Consider the following 20,865-nt stretch of genomic DNA (forward strand, 5'->3'; position numbering starts at 1 on the left):
CTTTACCGTAAACAATCTATCATGCCCAAAAAGAACCGCAAACGTGAGGAACTATGGAATGTGATCACCCACGGAACAGGTGCGCTGCTGTCTGCAGCGGCCTTGGCATTGCTGGTGGTCTATGCGGCCTTCAACGGTACTGCGGTACACATTGCTGTGGCTATAGTATTTGGCTTCAGCCTGCTGCTTCTTTATTCAGCATCGACGGTATACCACTATGCAGCGACCCTTCGCTGGAAACGTTTTTTCCGAAAAATAGACCACCTGTGCATATACATCCTTATTGCCGGCACCTACACGCCCGTGGCCTTATTAGGGCTAAAAGGGGCTTGGGGCTGGACGATATTCGGGTTGATATGGGCTTTTGCGGTAGCAGGCTTCATCTTTAAATTCTCGCCACTGCGAAAGTCCGAAAAACTATCACTTTTACTATATGCGCTCATGGGCTGGCTTATCGTTATCGCCATCAAGCCGCTGATAGAGACTGTAGCGCCACAGGCTTTATACTATTTGCTGGGCGGCGGGCTTTGCTACACCTTTGGCATCTATTTTTACGTAAAGGAAAAAATACCCTACAACCATGCTATATGGCATGTTTTTGTACTGGGCGGCAGTACGTTGCATTTCTTCGGGATATTTTTTTACCTGATACCCTGATTCACGGAATAATTTACTATTTTTAGGACACTAATACTCAAACTTCCCGAAGATACTTGGAAAATTTTGACACAAAGCAGCCTTTCCCCCGTGGTGGCGGAGAAATGGGGGGACTTATACGCGATTTCGATTGGGCGAAAACTTCTGTCGGCCCAATAGATACCTGGCCTTTAAGCCTGAAAAATACAGTGAGTACCATGCTGTATTCAAAATTTCCAATGTTCCTTTTTTGGGGGAATGACAATGTTCAGTTTTACAATGACTCTTTCAGGCAAATGCTTGGCAACGATGGCAAGCACCCCGAAGCATTAGGCCAAAAAGCCATTGATTGCTGGATGGAGATCTGGGATACTATTGGGCCGCTCATTCAGAAAGTGCGAGATCAGGGTGACGGCATTTACTTTGAGGACATGCTCATCCCTATTTATCGGAACGGGCAAATGGAAGATGGCTATTGGACCTTTAGCTACAGTCCCGTGACAGGTGATAGTGGCGACATCGAAGGCGTTTTATCCATTACTGCCGAAATTACTGAAAAGGTGGTTACGATCAACAAGATCGAAGACAACAGGAAAGAACTTGAGTTTGCGCTGGATGCCGCCGAACTGGGCGTGTGGGACCTCGACCCCGCCACAGGCAAATTCTCCGGCAATGCCCGCCTCAAGAGCTGGTTCGGACTTGAACCTGAAGAGGAGATACCACTTGAACTTGCTACGAATGCCATTGCTGAAAAAGATCGCCGGAAAGTTACTGAAGCAATAGGCCGGGCACTCGAGTACGAGTCGGGTGGCCGGTACAATATCGAATATACGGTCATACACCCTTTTACACGTGAAGAGCGCCTGTTAAGGGCCAAAGGCAGGGCATGGTTCAACGAAGATAAAGTGGCTTACCGATTTAATGGCACAGTGCAGGATATAACCGAGAACCGCAAGGCCCAGGAAGAGATAGCCGAAGCGCACCAACTGGCCGACATTGCCATAAAGAGCGCGGGCATGGGGCTGTTCAGGGTAGACCTCATTACAGGCGATATTAACTATTCACCCTTGTTCGCACAGATACTTACCGGTAATATTAATAAGCGGGAAATTACCCGAAAGGAATTTTTGCAGCACGTACACCCCGACGACCTGCCCGAAAGGGCAAAGGCCCTGGAAGAGGGTATAAAAGAAAATCAATTTTATTATTCCCCCCGCGTAACATGGGACGACGGTACGATACACCGCATTGTGGTGATGGGCTCGAATACATTTGATGCCGATGGCAATGCTATAGCCTTCTCCGGAACAGTGAGGGACATAAGCGTACTTGAATCGCAACGACTGGCGTTGGAGAGATCGGAAACAGAAAAACGCGAAAGCGATGCTATGTTCCGCCACGTGACCAACAGTTCGCCGGTAGGTTTGTGGCTCTCTGACGAAAGCGGCAATATTGTTTATTTGAACAGGATCTTATCAGACTGGACAGGTATCTCCAACCAGGACCTGCAAGGAAATGGATGGGCTAATGCCATAATTGAGGAAGACAGGCAGCGCAGCCTGGTGACTTATACTGAAGCTGTAGGAACACGCTCGCATTATGACGTTATTTTCAGGATCAGGAGAGTGGACAGTACAAAAATATGGTGCCGTGCGGTTGGCGATCCCTATTATGACGAAAGCGGAGCATTTGCCGGATACGCCGGATACTGCATGGATATTGATGAGATCATCGAAGGGCGCAAGGCACTTAGTGAAAGTGAAATACGCTTTAAATCGATGATAGAGCAGGCTCCGGTGGCTACCTGCCTGTTTACAGGCCATGACCTGAAGATAGAGGTGGCCAATGACATAATGATAGGATATTGGGGCAAAGACAGGTCCATCATCGGCAATCCCCTGGCCGAAGCGCTCCCTGAGTTAGAGGGACAGCCATTCCTTGATATACTCCATGACATATACAGTACGGGCAAAACACATTCTGAAACAGAGGCCATAGCGCACCTGGAGATAAATGGTATTTTGCAGGAGTTTTATTTTGACTATACCTACAAGCCGATCTTTGATGCCGACGGAAAAGTGAATGGCATAATGAACATGGCCATAGATGTGACCGACCGGGTAGAAGCACAAAGAAAAGTGGACGCTACCCGTAAGCAATTGCTTGACTCTTTTGAGCAGTCACCGGTAGGCATTGCGACGCTTGAGAAAGAAGGGCTGACCTTTAGTATGGCCAACCGCTTTTATAGTGAACTTGTGGGACGCGACCCGCAAAGCCTTATCGGGAAGCCGCTGCTTGAGGCGCTCCCTGAAATAGAAGGCCAGGGTTTTGATACATTGCTTGAACAGGTCATCGCAACAGGAATACCTTTTGTGGCCAATGAGGTAGCGGTAGATATATTGCGCAATGGTGTTATCGAGACCATTTATGTGGACCTTGCTTACCAGCCAATGATATCTGATACCAGCGATGTAGAGCGGATCCTGGTCGTAGCAACCGATGTAACGCAGCAGGTACGCTCCAGACAAAAGGTAGAAATGAGTGAATCAAAACTTCGTTCGATCATTGCGACGGCTCCGGCAGGTATCGGGCTTTTTGTAGGGCGTGACCTCATCATTGAAATGCCAAACCAGACATTTATCGATATTGTGGGCAAGGGCTGGGACATAGTAGGCAAACCGCTCCGTGAAGCCATGCCCGAACTGGTAACACACGGGCAGCCTTTCCTGAAGATACTGGACGATGTATTTACCACGGGTAAAATGTACCAAAGCTATGGCGACCAGGTGAAGATCGTGCAGAACGGGGTAATGAGCTATAATTATTATAACATTACTTACACACCCGTATTTGATGAGAACAATGAAGTATATGCCATACTTGATATTGCCGTAGACGTAACCGACGCCGTACTGGCACGCCAAAAACTGGAAAATTCCCAGGCCGCGCTACGCGGTGCGATAGAGCTTGCCGAGCTTGCCACATGGGTATATAACATTAAAGAAAATACCTTTAGCTATTCTGACAGGTTTAAGGAATGGCTTGGTTTTGATGATGATGAAAAGACTATCATTGAAGCCTACAACCCGTTGCCGGAAGACTATGTTGAAATGGTAGATGCTAAGATAAAGGCTGCCATAGCACCCGGATCGGACGGGATCTATGAAAATGAACATCCTATCATCAACCATGCTACCGGGCAGGTGCGTATTATCCATGCGCAGGCGCAGGTAAGCTATGGCATTAGCGGCGACCCTGAATATCTTACCGGTACCGCGCAGGATGTTACAAAGGAGCGCAGGCTTCAGCAACAGCTCGAGTATGAAGTGAAACAGCGTACCGAAGAGCTGCAACGGGCCAACATGGAACTGGGCGAGGCCAACACTTCCCTGAGGATCAACAATGAAGAGCTTAACCAATTCGCCTACATCGCCTCACACGATCTGCAGGAGCCTACAAGGAAGATAACCATCTTTTCGAAAATGCTGCAGGAAAGCCTTAGCCCGATGGATGAAAGGCCGGCCAACTACCTCAAAAAGATCCACAGTGCCGCAGAAAGGATGGGCAACCTGATACGCGATGTACTGAGCTATTCGCAATTATCGAGGAATAACCAGATGTTTAGGCAGGTTGACCTGAATAAGATACTGGCCGACAACCTGACCGATTTCGAGTTGGTAATTGAGCAGTCAGGAGCAAAAATAAATTCGGATATCCTGCCGGTGATCGATGCCATTCCGTTGCAAATGTCGCAGCTGTTGGGCAACCTGGTATCCAATTCTCTAAAATATACCCGAGAGGGAGTAGCACCTGTCATTACAATTTCGGCGACATTGATGCCACCGGGCACGGTAGATTTTGAATATCATGACGAAAATATAGCTTATTATAAACTGGAGTTCCGGGACAATGGTATCGGTTTTGATGAAGAATACGCCGACCGCATTTTCCAGATCTTCCAAAGACTGCACGGTAAATCAGAATTTTCCGGAACGGGCATAGGGCTTGCCATTTGTAAAAAAATAGTACATAACCACAATGGGCATATAGAGGCATCATCGGCCAAAGATAGCGGAGCGGTATTTACTGTTTATTTGCCGGAGCGGCAACAGGTAAGAAGTTAATCATCATTTCACCACCTACATACAACTCTAATTAGTTATAGTGAAGTGTTTTTCCGGGATCAATAAATTAAATACAGCGCCATTTTCCGAACTGCCGTAGGCGTTAAGGTTGCCGTTGTGGTTCAATGCGATCTTTTTGCACATCGCAAGGCCGATCCCTGTACCTTCATATTCTGACTTGCCGTGCAGCCTTTGGAAAATATTAAATATCTTTTCCGCATATTCTTCCCTGAAGCCTATACCATTATCGCGGAAGGTTATTTTGTAGTACGGTGCCATATGAAAATCATTTTCAGCTTTATCGCTTACTGACATTATTTCTGCGGATATCTGTATCGTAGGTTGGATATCAGTCCGGGCGAACTTAAGTGAATTGCTTATCAGGTTACCAAAAAGCTGCGACATCTGCAACGGGATGGCATCGATCACCGGCAGTTCTTCAACAGTTATTTTTGCGCCCTTCTGTTCAATAAGCAATTCAAAATCGCCCACCACGCCTTCGAGTATGGAATTAAGGTCGGTCGGGATAAAGATCTCATTGTCCTTTATCAGTTCAGAGTAGGTAAGTACATCGCGTATAAGTGTTTGCATTCTCAACGAGGCGACTTTTATTTTCTCGAAATAATTGCGGGACTGTTCGTCAAGCCTGTCTCCCGAGCGCATTTCGATCATTTGGGTAAAAGTGCTTATCTTACGCAAAGGTTCCTGCAGGTCGTGAGAGGCAATATAAGCGAATTGTGCGAGTTCGGCATTTGATCTCTTTAGGTCATTATTGGCTATCTCAAGTTCCCTGGTACGGAAACGCACCACCTCTTCGATCTTCCTGCGTGACATCACCTGAGCGGTCACATCTACAGTTATGGCCAGTACGCCCAGCATTTCACCATCGGTATTGCGGTAAGGTTCATATACAAAATTCTGGTACACTGTTTCTGGCTTGCCGTGGCGTATGAGGTTTACCGCCATTTCATTAGCTACAACGCGCTTACCGGTAGTAAATACATTATCCAGTAACTGCTCCAGCCCCTGCTCGCGGGAATCGGGCAGGTCTTCAAAAACAGGCTTATTCATAACGGCTTCAACGGGTTTGCCCCATAATTCGATCATGGCATCATTGGCAATTTCCACAACATGTTCCGGCCCGAGCATAATGCACATTGCTACAGGTGCCTGCAGTATTATATTCCTGAAGTTCTTTTCACTCTGCTCTATTTTTTTGGCAGCGATAACAAGGTCGGTTACTTCGGCGGCGGTGTTCATTACACCGTAAATAGTACCATCGGTACCATAAAGCGGCGTAAAGCTGTAATTGAAGAAGAAGGGCTGTAAACTACCGTCGACAACCAGATCTACCTGCTGGTTGCGTGCATGGAAGGGTATGCCTGTAGTAAAAACATTATCCAATTGTTCATAGATCCCGGAACCTTCAAGCTCCGGCAAGACCTCGTGATACGTTTTTCCTACAACATCGCTGCCCTTGCCCCATACATCCATGATGGACCGGTTGACCATGCCGATACGCATCTCCCTTCCCAGGTATACACCTATAGGGAACGGCGCGCTTTCTACCACTGACAGCATACGCTGCTCACTATCCTCTACACGTTTCTGTGCCATAACATTGGCTGTAACATCGTGGCACAATGTCATAACACCATCAATTTTCCCGTCAGGATTTTTATACGGCTGATAGATCAGGTTAAGGAAACCTTCATTAGTCACACCATCGGTAGTTATGGAATAGGGGTGATTATTAAGATGGTAGGGGTGCCCGGACGATCTGACACTTTCAATGATCCTTCGGAAATACGGGTCGGTATCAGGTATGGCCTCGAACAGCGGCTTGCCTATCATTCGCCTGTAGTCACGGCCTGTGAGTTTCAGGTAGGCATCATTTACCACCTCGACGATATTATCGTCCCCACGAAGCACAATGATCCCTACCGCAGCTTCGCGGATCAGCGACTCAAAATGCTTTTCCGATTCGGTAAGCTTGCGTTCGGTATGTACTTTTTCTGTTGTTTCGGTGCAGGCTACGAACACGCCGTTTATTTTTCCTTCATCATCATATATCGGACTGTAGCCGGAGTTCCAGTAAATATTCTCTGTTTTGCCATTTCGGTAAAAGGGCACCAGCTGGTCCTCGAACCATACCGGCTCGCCTGTGGTTAGTACCTGTTCGAATAGCGGCCCTGCAAAGTCCCATACATCTGCCCAGAGCTCACGCCCTTTTTTGCCGATCCCCGGGTGCTTGCCGTTATTGCCCAGGCTGGGACGAAAGGCATCGTTGTAAAAGCAGGTCATTTCCTCTCCCCAAAATAATATCATGGGAAAGGCCGAATTTAGCAATATGCCCAGCGATGTACGCAGGCTGAGAGGCCATGTTTCGGGTGCCCCAAGCGATGTTTCGGCCCAGTTAAGGCTGCGGATGATCTCGCCCGATTCGCCGCCGCGGGAAAGGAAGTTGTTTACAGGTGCTTTTTCCATGCAAATATGCCAGATGGTTATGGTAAGGCAATAAGGCACTAAAATAGTAAATTCGATCCTTTTCCTTTCATCTTTTTTGGTAAAATACATACAAAATTACTATAGCTTTTTTGTTGGGAAAATTCGTAATTTTCCCCCATGGAAAACATAAATATCATTGTCATGATGCTCTTCGGGGTAGCGTTCCTCACCATCCTGAGCAACAAATATAAGTTCCCGTTCCCCATAGTGCTGGTTCTGTGCGGCATCATTATAAGCGTGATACCGGGGCTGCCCGTCATTGCCCTTAGCCCCGATGTGGTTTTCCTTATCTTCCTGCCGCCGCTGCTGTACCATGCGGCATGGAATACCAGCTGGCATGATTTTAAAAAAGCCATCCGCCCCATATCATTAGCCGCCATCGGGCTCGTGCTGTTCACTACATTGGCAGTTGCCGTGATAGCGCACGAACTTATTGGGCTTGGCTGGCCCTTGGCTTTTCTTATCGGGGCGATAGTTTCGCCTCCCGATGCCGTTGCCGCGACTTCTGTCACAAAAGGGCTGGGGCTGCACCCACGCATCATTACTATACTCGAAGGGGAGAGCCTGGTGAACGATGCCAGCGGCCTCGTTGCCTACAAATATGCGCTCACTGCCATAACCGCGGGCAATTTTGTAATGTGGGAAGCCAGTGGCAACTTTTTCCTGATGGTGGTCGCGGGCATCGCGATAGGGTTGGGGCTTGGCTATATCATGTACCTTATCCACAAAAAATTCGTGTGCGACCCTATTGTTGAAACAACCCTTACTTTCCTAACGCCTTTTGCCTCATACCTTTTAGCAGAACATTTTCACTTTTCCGGTGTACTGGCGGTTGTTACAACGGGTTTGTACCTCTCGTTCCGGGCCGGTCAGATCTTCACGCACCAAAGCCGCATCATGGCCGTAGCCGTGTGGGATGTAGTGGCGTATATCCTTAACGGGTTGGTATTCATCCTCATCGGGCTTCAGCTCAGGGAGATAATGAATGGCATTAACGGCTATTCTACCGGCGAATTACTGCTGTGGGGCGGGGCGGTGAGCGCTGTGGTCATTATCATCCGTTTCATCTGGGTCATTCCCGCGGCGATGCTCCCGCGTATGCTCAGTAAAAAAATACGCGAGACCGAGCCTTTCGACCGCCGCAATCTTGTAGTTTTTGGCTGGGCGGGCATGCGTGGTGTAGTATCTATGGCAGCGGCAATGGCTATCCCTTTAGCCATGCCCGACGGTTCACCGTTCCCGCATCGCAGCCTCATTATTTTCATTACGTTCTGTGTTATTGTCTCCACCCTGATACTGCTTGGGCTAACGCTGCCATTTGCCATAAAAAAGATGAAGCTGGAGCCTTATTCGGCCTACGCCGAAGAGTATGAGGTCCGTAATATGCTGGTTTCGCAAACAATTGCCCATATTGAGGAGAACCTCTCCTTATTGCAGGATGAGCTGCTCCATAACATAAAGAGCAAGTATGAAGTAAAATTCAACCGTCTGCAAAAGACAGAGCTTCCTGCCAACTTTTTCGGCAAAGGCGAGGCGCTGCCCATAAACATCTTCAATGAGTTTACCCAGCTGCAGATCGACCTTATCGACATCGAACGCGAAAAGATAGAGCAGTTGCACCGTAAAGGCGGTACCAGCGAGGAAGTGCTGCGCAAAATTGAAAAAGAGCTTGATCTTGAAGAGACAAGGTTGCGAATGGATATGTATGAGGGATAGGTCCTCATCATTAATTACCCGGGAAAACGCCTATTTCTAGTCGGTTATTTAGTTTCTAAATAATTTAGACTACACGCTTTTTATCGCGCTATCCTCACGCATTATCATTCGCTGTAGAAGAATGCAGCAACCGAAGGAAAAGACACCTATGATGCCCATCACGAGCCAGTTGGCGGCATAACCGTGTTTGGCTATGAGCATCATGCCCAATTGCGCGCTGGCTATGTGTGCCAGGCTGAACATCATAGTGTACCACCCCATGTAGAGACCTTCCTGGCCTCTTGGCGCACGGCTAAAGGCAAATGAATTGGAGAAAGGGAAGTTAAACATTTCACCGAACGTGATAAGTATAATGCTGATGATCAGTATACCGATCCATCCTTCAAAAAGCAGGACAAGGAAGCTTAACGCGATGAGCAGCGCCCCCCAGCCAACAATGCGTAACTTTGGTACGTGCTTCCTTTCAAAATAGCCTACAAGCGGCATTTCTAGAGCAAAGACCATAAGCCCGTTGAACGACATGAGCAGCCCGGTATGGAATTCCGTAAGCCCATATTGTACATTATGGTAGAGTGGGAGGGAGGTGAGCAACTGGAAAAAAACCATGGCCGTGGCAAAGCTGCAAAACAGGAATACCCAGAACAACTTATCCTTTCGCAGCGTACGGCTTTCTTTTATCTCATCTGTAAAAATTTCGGGCGTGGCAACCTTCTTTTTCTCCTTTACTAAAAGGCGGAATATGAGTATGGCAGTGATGCATGTCGCGCCATCTATCCAAAACAGGGCATTATATCCCAGCGCAACAATAATCAGCCCTCCCATTGCCGGCCCTGCTGCAAAGCCAAGGTTTACAGCAAGCCTTACGAGCGTCATCGCACGGGTGCGGTTCTCAGGTTTTGCGTAGGTACTAACAGAAACGAACATTGCAGGACGGAACATGTCGGCAATGACCATAATGCTGAACATACCTATGCATAAGCCCTTAAAAGTGGTAATGTGCTGTATGCCAAAAAACATAAGCCCACTGGTAAACAGGCTGAATATCATTATTTTGTAAAACCCGAACTTGTCTGAAAGCTTACCACCCAACCACGACCCCAGCATGGAACCCAACCCGAAGCACATGATCACCGCACCGACTTGCTCGTAGCTAAAACCAAGATCTTCGCGCATGTATTTGGTAAGAAAGGGAAAGACCATGGTCCCTGCACGGTTGATGAAGGTAATGATGGCTAATATCCATATCTCCCTGCGGAAACCGCGGAAGTTGTTTACATAACGGGAAATGGCCTGCCGGAACATCGTTTGGGTTTGTTTGCTTCAAAGGTACGTATCCTTTGCCAGTGCTTAATGATCAGATACCAATAATTCTTACAGATCGAAAATTTTTAATACATGGCTTTATCAGGCATGTTGTTTTTGAAGATCACAGGGAGACAATATTGTTTACTTTTGTGAAAATCATTTCTATGAAAACTATCCTTAGCACTTTTGCAATGATCATCTCCTTGTATGCCGGAGCACAGGAATGCTCTGTTCAAAATTCAGAAAAATACCAGCAAAACCTCAATGCAGAATACGCCGACCCCGCTAAGTCACCATTGCTTAAAGCGGACCTGGCAACTTTTAAAGCACTTGATATTTATCCTATAGATATGGAATATTGTGTTGAGGCCAGACTGGTCCGCACACCCAACGAAAAGCCTTTTAAAATGCCTACCACAGGCAACAGGAAGCCCATGTATGTTAAGTATGGTGAGCTGAATTTTAAACTAAAAGGGAAGGCGTTTAAACTTGATGTTTTTCAAAGCCTTGACATGGCAAAGCTGGATGAGTACAAAGATCACCTGTTCCTTCCGTTCACCGATCTTACTTCGGGTAACGGAAGCTATGGCGGCGGGAGGTATATCGACCTTAAGGTCCCAAAAGGTGATATGGTCACCATCGACTTCAATACTGCGTATAATCCGTATTGTGCCTACGATCATGGCTATTCATGCCCCATCCCTCCGAAACAGAACGACCTTGAGGCAGAAGTGAAGGCTGGTGTGAAAGATCACATAAAACATTAGATCTGAATTGTTCGATTTTGTAATATTTTTTACGTTAATTGTTGTTCTGCGTTTGTATTATCGCTTAATTTAGCCTTACTAAAATTTGATGTATGGAAAATAAGTATGCCGACCTGGAGAACAGTTTTGACTGTGCCTGTAAAGATGTAGTTACAAAATTATCAGAAGTGTATAAATCGGATTACCAAGTGGGAGGCCCTGGTAAACTGAACACTTTTCTTGACCTCATCCAGCAGGAATTTGATGCAGTAGAAACAAAGTTCGTAGGGGACAATAACCTGATCAGTGATCATGGAGCACTGCATGCCGTACGTGCCATTGCAAAGGCTTACGCCAAAAGGTGTGTTGAAGATTATGGAAAAGTCGCATGATAATATATTGCTTTAAACAAAAGTTAATGTTAAAACAACATTAAAATATGATGTAGGTATAAAATTATATTATATTTGAACCAAATTGGCAGGAAGGCTATTATAGGCTGCTTTATTTTTGGGGGCATTTATAGGCGCTACGTTAATATAAAGCCGTTACTGCCAATTTACTCTTCTCTCTCTCTCTCTCTTAAATTCATCAATACTGTTTATTTAAATAGTCAATTACTATTTATTGCAGATGCTGTTACCGACGTTTTTATTGTTGGAAAAATTTTATTAATTTTAAGTTAAATTTCATAACTTCATCATTTGATGGATCACTAATTTTGGCTGAAAATTTCAAAATCAATTAATGACGGATGGGTTTCGACTATAAAGAATTAGAAGAACGACTGGCAACGGCCTGTAATGATGTACATAAGGAGTTTCTCCAGAGATTTAACAGCGAAATATACTTTTCGGCCGGTGGCGCGAGGCTAGAAACATTCATAAATGATCTGCAGAAAGAGTTTGAGAGGACCGCATCGGCTTTCCTGAAAAAGCATGATCTCGAAAAAGACAGCGAAGCTAAAAAGAGGGTACTTACCATCACAAAACTTTATGCTAAAAAGTGCACAGAGGATTTCAGTAAGATATAAGTTTAAAATTTAGCCACGGACCATATAATTTACTGATCAATGATCAGCCTTAATTAATAGTCCGTGGCTTATAGACATGGCTTGCGCCGGTAGGGATATTCAGAAAGAATTAAAACTGGTTCACCGTTTTGCGTATGGCTACGAGTTTTTTCATAAGCCCTTCAAAATGATCAAGATGCAGCATATTTGCGCCATCACTTTTAGCATTGGCAGGATCAAAGTGCGTTTCGATGAAAATACCATCAACACCTACAGCTATTCCTGCCTTGGCAATGGTCTCGATCATATCGGGGCGTCCACCCGTAACACCAATGGTCTGGTTCGGTTGCTGTAGCGAGTGCGTCACATCCAATATCGTCGTAGCGAACTGCTGCATTGCAGGGATGCCACGGTAATCTACGATCATGTCCTGATACCCGAACATAGTACCCCTGTCGGTAGCCATTACATTTTCATTGCCACAATCCAGTACTTTTTGTACGGCATGCTTCATGCTCTCCGGGCTCATGAACTGCCCTTTTTTAAGGTTGACCGTTTTGCCGGTATTGGCTGCGGCCACTACAAGGTCGGTCTGGCGTACAAGGAAGGCCGGGATCTGCAGCACATCTACATATTCAGCCGCCATTGCGGCATCCTCATTGGTATGGATGTCAGTTACTGTAGGCACTCCAAAAGTCTGCGATACCTTTTGCAGTATCTTCAGTGCTTTTTCGTCGCCAATGCCGCTAAAGCTGTCAATGCGGGAGCGGTTCGCTTTTTTGAAAGACCCTTTGAATACATAGGGTATCTCCAGCCTGTCGGTCACCTCAACAAGTTTTTCAGCAATGCGGAGCGCCATTTCTTCCCCTTCGATCGCGCAAGGGCCGGCCAGGAGGAAAAAGTTACCGCTGTCGGTATATTTTATCTGTGGGATATTCTTTAAGTTCATTGTTGTGTTTTTAATTGCAGTGCAAAGATAGTTATTTCAGATGTCAGATCGTAGATATCACATTTTTTACTACTCAGCCTTAATAGGCCAGCTTACAGCAGGAGTGAAGGCCGATCTGAGATCTGAAATAACCTATTCTATGATCCTGATCCCAAACCCATGCGGTGCAACGATCTCTCCTTTTTCATAAAGGTTGATATAAATGCGTACCGGCTCGGCAAGGCCATCCCAGCTTACTGCATATATATCGAGCAGCCCGGCGCCCATGTCTGTCCGTTTAGAAGGGAAGGGGCAGCAAGTATCAATTTTTTTATAACTCAGCTTTTCACCTTTAGGGCCTGTCAACGCGCCAAAGTAACGCTGTACGTTGATCTCGGCTGTCTGGTAGCTCATAAACCCTAAATTTACAGGATAATCGTGGTCGTACCCGTAATTCTTGTCTTTACTGATCTCGACAATAATGAAAGTTTTTTCTTTAGACAATGACGGCATTTTAGCATCGTCATTGATGTTCTTTATCGTATTGCGGGTACTCACGCAAGAGGTAAGCGCTAAAAGGGATATCGAAAGCAAAAATATCTTTTTCATTGTTGTTGATCGTTTGTCCAAAGTTATTCAAAAATTTAATATCAAGCTTCACTCAAAACAGATATATACCTGTACAGAAACGTAACTGTAACGTGTAACGTATATCTGAACCTGATCAGTGCCCACATAATAAAAAAGCCCCGATCATCGGGGCCTCAGTCAATCAGTGTGTGTTGTGTTTAGAATTCCATCTGGCGCAGCGCGGCAATTTTGTTTGCCCTTTGCTTCCTGCGGAAATAGGTCATGTTCGGGTTTCCGAAGTATTTTGATATGCTAAGCCTTGCCATAAGGTAGCTTACAGTGCTTTCGGCACCCTGGTTCAGGTTTACGTTCTGCTCTTCCATTCCGTCAAAGCAGCCGCCTGTGCACGGGTTGTATACTACCTGGTGCAGGCGGTTGTTGCCAAGGAACCAGTTAAAGGCCATCTCCATCTTATTACGGTATTCTTCCTCTTTAAAAATGTCATGGAACTTACGCAAAGCCAGTATCGTATAAGCCACATCAATAGGCTGTTCGCCGTAATCTCCCCTGTTCTCTCCTTTTAACAGCCAGCTCCTGTTGGATATTACTTGTATCGAATTTTCATCGAACGTATGCGATAGCAGGAAGTCGAACGAAGCCTTTGCAATTTCCTTGTATGTTTCGCTTCCGGTCATGGCGTGGCATAGCAGCAATGCTTCAGGAAGCACGCTGTTGGCATAGGTAAGGTAGCTCTCAAACCATTTCCAGTCTTCCTCTGCTTCGTGGCGGTACATCTGCACAAGTCGGTCACCAAAGAGTTTGATGTAGATCATCGTATCGGCATCTTTAATACCACGGTTGTAGTAATACAGTCCTTTTATTGTAAATGCCATCGCCCTTGTAGAAAACACATTTCGGGTAAGTGGCAGCGACCTTTGGAAAATGGCTTCGGCTTTACTGATCACCGGTGCAGGCAGTATTTTGCTTAATGAAACTACATAACCCAATGCCCACATGGCGCGGCCTGAACTGTCTTCAAGATTTTCGTTTTTATTCTGGTCTGTAAAGTTGGTATTGTAGTCAACGTAATTCAGGAACCTGCCATCTTTGCTTTGGCAATAGTCAATAAAATTAAGGTATATATTGATGTATTTCAAAACCGACTCATCCCTGTATGATTTATAATACTGGCACATTGAAATAAGCGCGCGGGCATTATCGTCAATCGTATACCCGGAATGAATGTCCGGCCTGTTCAGTTTGCTGAATTGCAACATTCCGAAGTCAGTCGTCATATTTTTAATATGCTGCAGGTTCACTTCAGGATTACGGTACTGCAGCCTGATACTGCCGCCGGCTGTCCTTTCAAGCAATATAGCATGGTCTACCGCCGAGTTTTCCCATGCGGTGTGGATAATTTTATGCAATCCATTTAGCACCATGGTATTTCTGCGTTCAACATCGAACAGTAGTGTATTTATTGATTCTGCCAGCTCTGCCGAATTTCCAAAATCGAAGGTCATGCCGGTATCTCCTGCCAACACTTCTTTAGCATGTGGGATTGGGGTAGAGATGATAGGGCATCCGCAGCTTAGCGCATACGCGAAAGTTCCGCTTACCGCCTGGTTCGGGTCTTTAGATGAGAATACATATATGTCGGTCAGTTGAAGGTACTCCAGCAATTCCTGCAGGTCAACATATTTGTTGATGAACTGTACATTATCCTGTATCCCCAACTCGTTGATCTTCGCTATAAGCGACTCGCGGTAGGTTTCACCTTCATTAAGAGCTACAGTAGGGTGTGTTTTGCCTATGATGAGGAAAAGCGTTTCCGGAGTTTTGTCAATTACCTTCGGCAGCGCCTCCAGTGTTGTCTCAATGCTCTTACCTGAACTGAGCAAACCAAAAGTAGAAAGCACTGTCCTGCCTTCGAACCCATATTTGCGCTTCAGGTCATTTTTGTCAGTGTGGGCCACAAGGTGTGTTCCGTGAGGTATTACCGCGATCTTTTCACGGTCTATTATATAGTCGCGCACCAGTATGTCGGCAGCGTTATTTGTCATTACAATAAGGGAATCTACCCTGTTCAGAATGTGCTGTACGTTGGCCTTGAACTCCTCATTAGGATTAGGCAGCACAGTATGGAAAACTATGGTAAGCGGCTTCTCAACAGCATCAATGAAGTTGTTGAATTCATTAACGGTCTCATGGAAAAGCCCGAACTCATGCTGAATGAGCACGATCTTCAGGTTCTCATCATTATTTATGGATGTTGCCAATGCTTTATATGATGTCGGGTCTGAAGTGTTCAGGGTATATTTTATACTTGGGTCAGTATAGGAATGTTGTTCCTTGTTGGTTTCAAGTGCACAAACTTTGATAGAGAATGAATCGACATAGTGGTCATTCATTGCTTTGATCAAATCTTGCGAATAGGTGGCTATACCGCATTGCCTTGGAGGGAAAGTAGTGAGCATTAAAATTTCCGGGAGGTTTTCCGGATCTTGCCCCATTATATTGTGGGCGGCAAGCTGTTCGATAAGGCTGTTATAAGGCTGGAATTTTTTTCCTGCTGATCTTCTTGTTTTCATGGCGCTTTTCTTTGGTAATATTTATTAGTTATTGGTAGTAGGTTTGGGTATTTTAATTTTAAAGCCGGCTACAAAGTGTTTTTATAACCGGCTTATGTCATTCCTTGCGGAACATATATATAAAAGTGGATATCTTATACGTGGGCTTTGTTTACCCACTCATTGGCTCTGTCCTTTGCTGAATTTACAGCATCTTTAGCATCAGATGCTACATTGCTATATTCTTTTTTAGCCTTGCGCTGCAGTTCATTCAGCTTGCTGCTAAAGTTTTCACGGGCTTCTTCTACTTGTGCCGCATATTTGCTTTGTGACCTTCTGCGGGCAATCAGCACCGCTGCTGCTGCCAGGACTGCTGCTCCTACAGCAATTCCTACTATCATTTTTTTGTTACTCATATTACTTAGGTTATTTGTGTTTACAAAACTTTGACTAAATTACGGCATCATCAGTCAAATGGTAATTTGCTTAATAAATATTTAACTCAATTAACATACGGTTATGAAATTTATAATTTACTTAACGATTGTAAGAATTTCATTGAATTATTTGTAATCAGGAAAATTAAACAGTCATTCCTAATGATTAAATGTTGATCACATAATTACAGGGGTAAATTGTATAATCAGTAAATATTTTAATTTTGACCCCTTAAAAAATAGGGGGTATTTAAAATTTAAAAATATTTTTTATACATTTGCCTAAGTTTTTATCAACCACTAACAATTTAAATCACAGTTTCATGTCAACATTTCGTTCCCATGCGCTACTGCAAACCGCTAACAGGAAGCCGGTAAAAGTAGATGAACTCGAAAGAAAGTCGGTTATTTTTGGAAGCAACGTCTTTAATGATAAGGCTATGCGCCAGTTCTTAACGCCCGAAGCCTACAAAGCAGTACAGAGCGCAGTACAGCACGGAACTAAAATAGACCGTAAACTTGCCGATTATATCGCAATGGGTATGAAAGAATGGGCACTTACTAAAGGTGTGACCCATTATACGCACTGGTTCCAGCCGCTAACCGGTACTACTGCCGAAAAGCACGATGCCTTTTTTGAAACATCCTATGACGGCAGCGACCCAGTAGAAAAATTCGGCGGTACGCAACTTGTACAGCAGGAGCCGGATGCGTCCAGCTTCCCTAACGGTGGTATCAGGAACACGTTCGAAGCGCGTGGCTATACAGCATGGGACCCAACTTCGCCTGCATTCATATATGGTACAACACTTTGCATCCCTACAGTATTCGTATCATACACTGGCGAGGCGCTCGATTACAAGGCACCGCTTCTACGAGCACTTTCCGCTATTGATGACGCGGCTACTGAGGTCTGCAAATATTTTGATAAGAACGTTAAGAAAGTTAGTGCCACCCTTGGGTGGGAGCAGGAGTATTTCCTTGTAGATTCTGCCCTTGCCGCATCAAGGCCAGACATCACCCTTACAGGCCGTACGCTGCTTGGGCATACTTCGGCTAAAGGCCAGCAGTTGGAGGACCACTATTTCGGTTCGATCCCAACACGTGTGCTTAACTATATGCGCGACCTTGAAAATGAGTGCATGCTACTTGGCATACCGGTAAAGACCCGCCACAATGAGGTAGCGCCTAACCAATTCGAGCTTGCCCCGATATTCGAGGAGACCAACCTTGCCGTAGACCATAACTCGCTATTGATGGACGTGATGTCTAAAGTTGCCGAGCGCCACGATTTTAAAGTGCTATTCCACGAGAAGCCATTCAAAGGAGTTAACGGCTCGGGTAAGCACAACAACTGGTCGCTTGCTACAGATACAGGCGTGAACCTTCTTGGCCCGGGCAAAACGCCAATGAGCAACCTGCAGTTCCTTACGTTCTTCATCAACACCATTAAAGCGGTGTACAAGAATGAAGAGCTAATGAGGGCATCTATAGCGACAGCTACGAACGACCACAGGCTTGGTGCCAACGAAGCGCCACCGGCCATCATATCGGTTTTCATAGGCGACCAGCTTACGAAAGTGTTAGCTGAGTTGGAAGGTGTGTCAGCGGGCAAGCTTTCGCCTGAAGAAAAAACCGACCTTAAACTGAACGTAGTAGGTAAGATCCCTGATGTATTGCTGGATAATACCGACAGGAACAGGACATCGCCATTCGCCTTTACAGGAAATAAATTCGAGTTCAGGGCAGTAGGCTCAAGCGCCAACTGTGCTAACGCAATGACCATAGTTAATACGATCGTTGCCAAGCAGCTGAAAGACTTCAAAAAAGAAGTTGACGCGCTTATCGAAGAAAAGGGGATGAAGAAAGATGACGCCATCTTCAACGTATTGAGGGAATACATCAAAGAAACCAAAGCCATCCTTTTTGAAGGCGACGGGTATAGCGACGCGTGGGAGCAGGAAGCGGCAAAACGTGGCCTGAGCAACTTTAAGACTACGCCATCTGCGCTTAAGGCTAAGGTATCTGAACAGTCGCTTGCGCTGTTTGAAGAAATGAACGTAATGAACCACGTTGAGGCCGAAGCGCGCTACGAGATCGAGCTTGAAGAATATACTAAAAAGATACAGATCGAGGGCAGGGTACTGGGCGACATAGCACGCAACCACGTAGTGCCTACAGCTATCCGTTATCAAAATGTGCTTATAGAGAACGTTAAGGGCCTTAAAGAGATATTTGGCAAAGACTTTGAAAATATCGGCAAAGAGCAAATTGCCCTTATCAGGGAAATTTCGGGTCATATTGCTGGTATTCATACAAGTGTTGAGCAAATGGTTGAGTCGCGTAAGAATGCCAATACTCTTGGCAGCGCCGAAGAAATGGCACATGCTTACTGCGATAACGTAAAACCATTCTTTGACGTGATCAGGGATCACTGCGACAAGCTGGAGCTTTTGGTAGACGATGAGATCTGGCCACTAACAAAATACAGGGAACTACTGTTCACAAAGTAATATTTGAAGATAATGAGTTTGAAGCCCCCGCCGAAATGTGGGGGCTTTTTCATTCCCTGATGCGAGGTATAGCACATACCTGACTTCAGCTTTTTAAAAATTCCATAGGTAGCAAGACGGGATTAGTTTATATTTGGTTTTCCAAATAAGCATTACCATGAAAAATATTGCAATGGCGATCCTGCTATCAGTTACTGCAACGACATTCGCCCAAAAAGCGCCTACTGCAAAAACGCAGCAGGGAATTCTCGAAGGGATAACGCTTCCGTCAGGCATAAATACATACCGGGGCATCCCTTTTGCACAGCCACCTGTAGGCGAACTGCGATGGAAAGCCCCGCAACCTCCAAAAAGCTGGAACGGCATGCGCAAAGCTGATAAATTTGGTAATAACGCGATGCAAAAGCCGGTATTTGGCGATATGAACTTCCGTGCGCCCCAAATGAGCGAGGACTGCCTGTACCTTAATGTTTGGACACCCGCTAAAAAAGCAGGAGAGAAACTTCCGGTACTTGTTTATTTTTACGGCGGTGGCTTCATAGCAGGCGACGGGTCGGAATATAGGTATGACGGCGAAAGCCTTGCCGAAAAAGGCATTGTAACCGTAACGCTCAACTACAGGCTTGGCATATTCGGTTTCTTTTCGCATCCTGAACTGACTAAGGAATCACCCGATCATGCTTCGGGTAATTACGGCCTGCTTGACCAGAACGCAGCATTGCTTTGGGTAAAGAATAACATTTCGGCCTTTGGTGGCGACCCCAACAAAATAACCATAGCGGGCGAATCGGCAGGGTCGATATCAGTATCAGCGCAGATGGCATCACCATTGTCCAAGAACCTTATTGCAGGGGCGATAGGGCAGAGCGGGGCGATGATCAACCCTACGCTGGCAGCTGTGCCATTGGCGGAGAGCGAAAAGCACGGCCTTGATTTTGCAGCACGGCTCGAGAATGCCCCACTGGCAAAATTACGTAGCCTCTCTGCCTCGGAACTTTTGGAGGAAGCATCAAAATGGGGAGCGTTCACTACCCGTGCGACCATTGATGGCTATTTCATACCCAAATCGCCCGAAGCAGTATTTGCTGCCGGCGAACAGGCCAAAGTACCGCTGTTGGCAGGATGGACCTCGGCCGAAGTTCCTTATATGGCATTTATGCAGGGGCAGTTCCCTACGCCTGAAAATTATACAGCGCGCGTAAAAGCTACCTATGGCGACAAAACCGATGAAGTATTGCAATTGTATCCCGGAAGTAATGAAAAAGAGGTTATCGGATCGGCTACAGCACTGGCAAGCGATGGGTTTATCGTATACAGCACCTGGAAATGGCTGGAGCTGCACCGCAAAACTTCGAAACAGCCTGCGTATGCTTATATTTTCTCAAAGCAGCGGCCAAAAATGAAAGCCGAAATGGGCAATGCCCACGAAGGCTTGGCGGGAGGCATCATAAAAGATGACGGCGCTACGAAGGAAGAGAACAAAATGCCGGAACCCATGGAAGGCGCGAACCACGCATCGGACATCGAATACCTGTTGGGCAACCTGGCGACCAATACTGTTTATGAGTGGACGAACGATGATCACAAGGCTTCAGAGACAGGGGAGGAGTACTTTGCCAATTTCATAAAGACAGGCAACCCCAACGGCAAGAAAGTTCCTGAATGGCCGGTAAGCACGCCGGAGGGCGATATGACGATCATGGATATCAATACACAAAGCAAAGCGTATAAGGAGCCGCACAGGGCGAGGTATTTATTTTTAGAAGGGTATTTTGGCGGTAAGAAATAAAACTCCTGCTC

At 45.9% G+C, this 20,865-nt stretch carries 14 protein-coding genes; 8 read left to right on the plus strand and 6 right to left on the minus strand.

Annotated elements, in window-relative coordinates:
• Window positions 1–21: 21 nt before the first annotated feature.
• On the plus strand, window positions 22–657 hold the full coding sequence (gene trhA, locus ACT6R0_RS05025; protein ID WP_444651874.1) for a PAQR family membrane homeostasis protein TrhA: 636 nt from the start codon (window positions 22–24) through the stop codon (window positions 655–657).
• Window positions 658–713: 56 nt separating this feature from the next.
• Entirely contained in the window at window positions 714–4,760 is a 4,047-nt protein-coding gene (locus tag ACT6R0_RS05030; protein WP_444651876.1) for a PAS domain S-box protein, read from the plus strand.
• Window positions 4,761–4,787: 27 nt separating this feature from the next.
• Here the strand turns inward: ACT6R0_RS05030 and ACT6R0_RS05035 are convergent, their stop codons facing one another.
• Complete coding sequence (locus ACT6R0_RS05035) at window positions 4,788–7,337, minus strand: PAS domain-containing protein (protein ID WP_444651877.1); 2,550 nt, start codon at window positions 7,335–7,337, stop codon at window positions 4,788–4,790.
• Window positions 7,338–7,385: 48 nt separating this feature from the next.
• Here ACT6R0_RS05035 and ACT6R0_RS05040 point away from each other — a divergent pair, with 48 nt between their 5' ends.
• Window positions 7,386–8,984, plus strand: a complete 1,599-nt coding sequence (locus tag ACT6R0_RS05040; protein ID WP_444651879.1) for a Na+/H+ antiporter — start codon at window positions 7,386–7,388, stop codon at window positions 8,982–8,984.
• Window positions 8,985–9,053: 69 nt separating this feature from the next.
• Here ACT6R0_RS05040 and ACT6R0_RS05045 read toward each other — a convergent pair whose 3' ends face one another.
• The gene (locus ACT6R0_RS05045; protein WP_444651881.1) at window positions 9,054–10,286 is read right to left on the minus strand and encodes an MDR family MFS transporter; all 1,233 of its coding nucleotides are present in this window, start codon (window positions 10,284–10,286) and stop codon (window positions 9,054–9,056) included.
• 167 nt (window positions 10,287–10,453) lie between these two features.
• Here ACT6R0_RS05045 and ACT6R0_RS05050 point away from each other — a divergent pair, with 167 nt between their 5' ends.
• The 3 genes from ACT6R0_RS05050 (at window position 10,454) to ACT6R0_RS05060 (ending at window position 12,068) form a co-directional block, all read left to right on the plus strand.
• A complete protein-coding gene (locus ACT6R0_RS05050; protein ID WP_444651883.1) occupies window positions 10,454–11,056 on the plus strand; it encodes a DUF1684 domain-containing protein in 603 nt (200 codons plus the stop codon).
• A 92-nt stretch (window positions 11,057–11,148) separates the two neighbouring features.
• Window positions 11,149–11,427, plus strand: a complete 279-nt coding sequence (locus ACT6R0_RS05055; protein WP_444651885.1) for a hypothetical protein — start codon at window positions 11,149–11,151, stop codon at window positions 11,425–11,427.
• A gap of 362 nt (window positions 11,428–11,789) precedes the next feature.
• Window positions 11,790–12,068, plus strand: a complete 279-nt coding sequence (locus ACT6R0_RS05060) for a hypothetical protein (RefSeq protein WP_444651886.1) — start codon at window positions 11,790–11,792, stop codon at window positions 12,066–12,068.
• Between the two features lie 109 nt (window positions 12,069–12,177).
• Here the strand turns inward: ACT6R0_RS05060 and kdsA are convergent, their stop codons facing one another.
• From kdsA to ACT6R0_RS05080, 4 genes are all read right to left on the minus strand, one after another.
• Complete coding sequence (gene kdsA / locus ACT6R0_RS05065; RefSeq protein ID WP_444651888.1) at window positions 12,178–12,996, minus strand: 3-deoxy-8-phosphooctulonate synthase; 819 nt, start codon at window positions 12,994–12,996, stop codon at window positions 12,178–12,180.
• A gap of 132 nt (window positions 12,997–13,128) precedes the next feature.
• Complete coding sequence (locus ACT6R0_RS05070) at window positions 13,129–13,584, minus strand: 2-dehydro-3-deoxyphosphooctonate aldolase (RefSeq protein WP_444651889.1); 456 nt, start codon at window positions 13,582–13,584, stop codon at window positions 13,129–13,131.
• A 179-nt stretch (window positions 13,585–13,763) separates the two neighbouring features.
• Window positions 13,764–16,136, minus strand: coding sequence for a glycosyltransferase (locus tag ACT6R0_RS05075; RefSeq protein WP_444651890.1), 2,373 nt, complete (start codon window positions 16,134–16,136; stop codon window positions 13,764–13,766).
• 134 nt (window positions 16,137–16,270) lie between these two features.
• A complete protein-coding gene (locus tag ACT6R0_RS05080) occupies window positions 16,271–16,531 on the minus strand; it encodes a hypothetical protein (RefSeq protein WP_444651892.1) in 261 nt (86 codons plus the stop codon).
• 344 nt (window positions 16,532–16,875) lie between these two features.
• Between ACT6R0_RS05080 and ACT6R0_RS05085 the strand changes: the two genes are divergently transcribed.
• On the plus strand, window positions 16,876–19,065 hold the full coding sequence (locus tag ACT6R0_RS05085; protein ID WP_444651894.1) for a glutamine synthetase III family protein: 2,190 nt from the start codon (window positions 16,876–16,878) through the stop codon (window positions 19,063–19,065).
• Between the two features lie 157 nt (window positions 19,066–19,222).
• On the plus strand, window positions 19,223–20,854 hold the full coding sequence (locus tag ACT6R0_RS05090; protein WP_444651896.1) for a carboxylesterase/lipase family protein: 1,632 nt from the start codon (window positions 19,223–19,225) through the stop codon (window positions 20,852–20,854).
• The last annotated feature ends 11 nt before the right edge of the window (window positions 20,855–20,865 follow it).

Origin of the sequence: Flavobacterium sp., assembly GCF_052437795.1 — a bacterium.
Lineage (GTDB): Bacteria > Bacteroidota > Bacteroidia > Flavobacteriales > Flavobacteriaceae > Flavobacterium.

Coding starts and splice junctions, on each gene's coding strand:
- trhA (WP_444651874.1), top strand. CDS start 22: ATGCCCAAAAAGAACCGCAAACGTGAGGAACTATGGAATGTGATCACC.
- ACT6R0_RS05035 (WP_444651877.1), bottom strand. CDS start 7,337: ATGTATTTTACCAAAAAAGATGAAAGGAAAAGGATCGAATTTACTATT.
- ACT6R0_RS05040 (WP_444651879.1), top strand. CDS start 7,386: ATGGAAAACATAAATATCATTGTCATGATGCTCTTCGGGGTAGCGTTC.
- ACT6R0_RS05045 (WP_444651881.1), bottom strand. CDS start 10,286: ATGTTCCGGCAGGCCATTTCCCGTTATGTAAACAACTTCCGCGGTTTC.
- ACT6R0_RS05050 (WP_444651883.1), top strand. CDS start 10,454: ATGAAAACTATCCTTAGCACTTTTGCAATGATCATCTCCTTGTATGCC.
- ACT6R0_RS05055 (WP_444651885.1), top strand. CDS start 11,149: ATGGAAAATAAGTATGCCGACCTGGAGAACAGTTTTGACTGTGCCTGT.
- ACT6R0_RS05060 (WP_444651886.1), top strand. CDS start 11,790: ATGGGTTTCGACTATAAAGAATTAGAAGAACGACTGGCAACGGCCTGT.
- kdsA (WP_444651888.1), bottom strand. CDS start 12,996: ATGAACTTAAAGAATATCCCACAGATAAAATATACCGACAGCGGTAAC.
- ACT6R0_RS05070 (WP_444651889.1), bottom strand. CDS start 13,584: ATGAAAAAGATATTTTTGCTTTCGATATCCCTTTTAGCGCTTACCTCT.
- ACT6R0_RS05075 (WP_444651890.1), bottom strand. CDS start 16,136: ATGAAAACAAGAAGATCAGCAGGAAAAAAATTCCAGCCTTATAACAGC.
- ACT6R0_RS05080 (WP_444651892.1), bottom strand. CDS start 16,531: ATGAGTAACAAAAAAATGATAGTAGGAATTGCTGTAGGAGCAGCAGTC.
- ACT6R0_RS05085 (WP_444651894.1), top strand. CDS start 16,876: ATGTCAACATTTCGTTCCCATGCGCTACTGCAAACCGCTAACAGGAAG.
- ACT6R0_RS05090 (WP_444651896.1), top strand. CDS start 19,223: ATGAAAAATATTGCAATGGCGATCCTGCTATCAGTTACTGCAACGACA.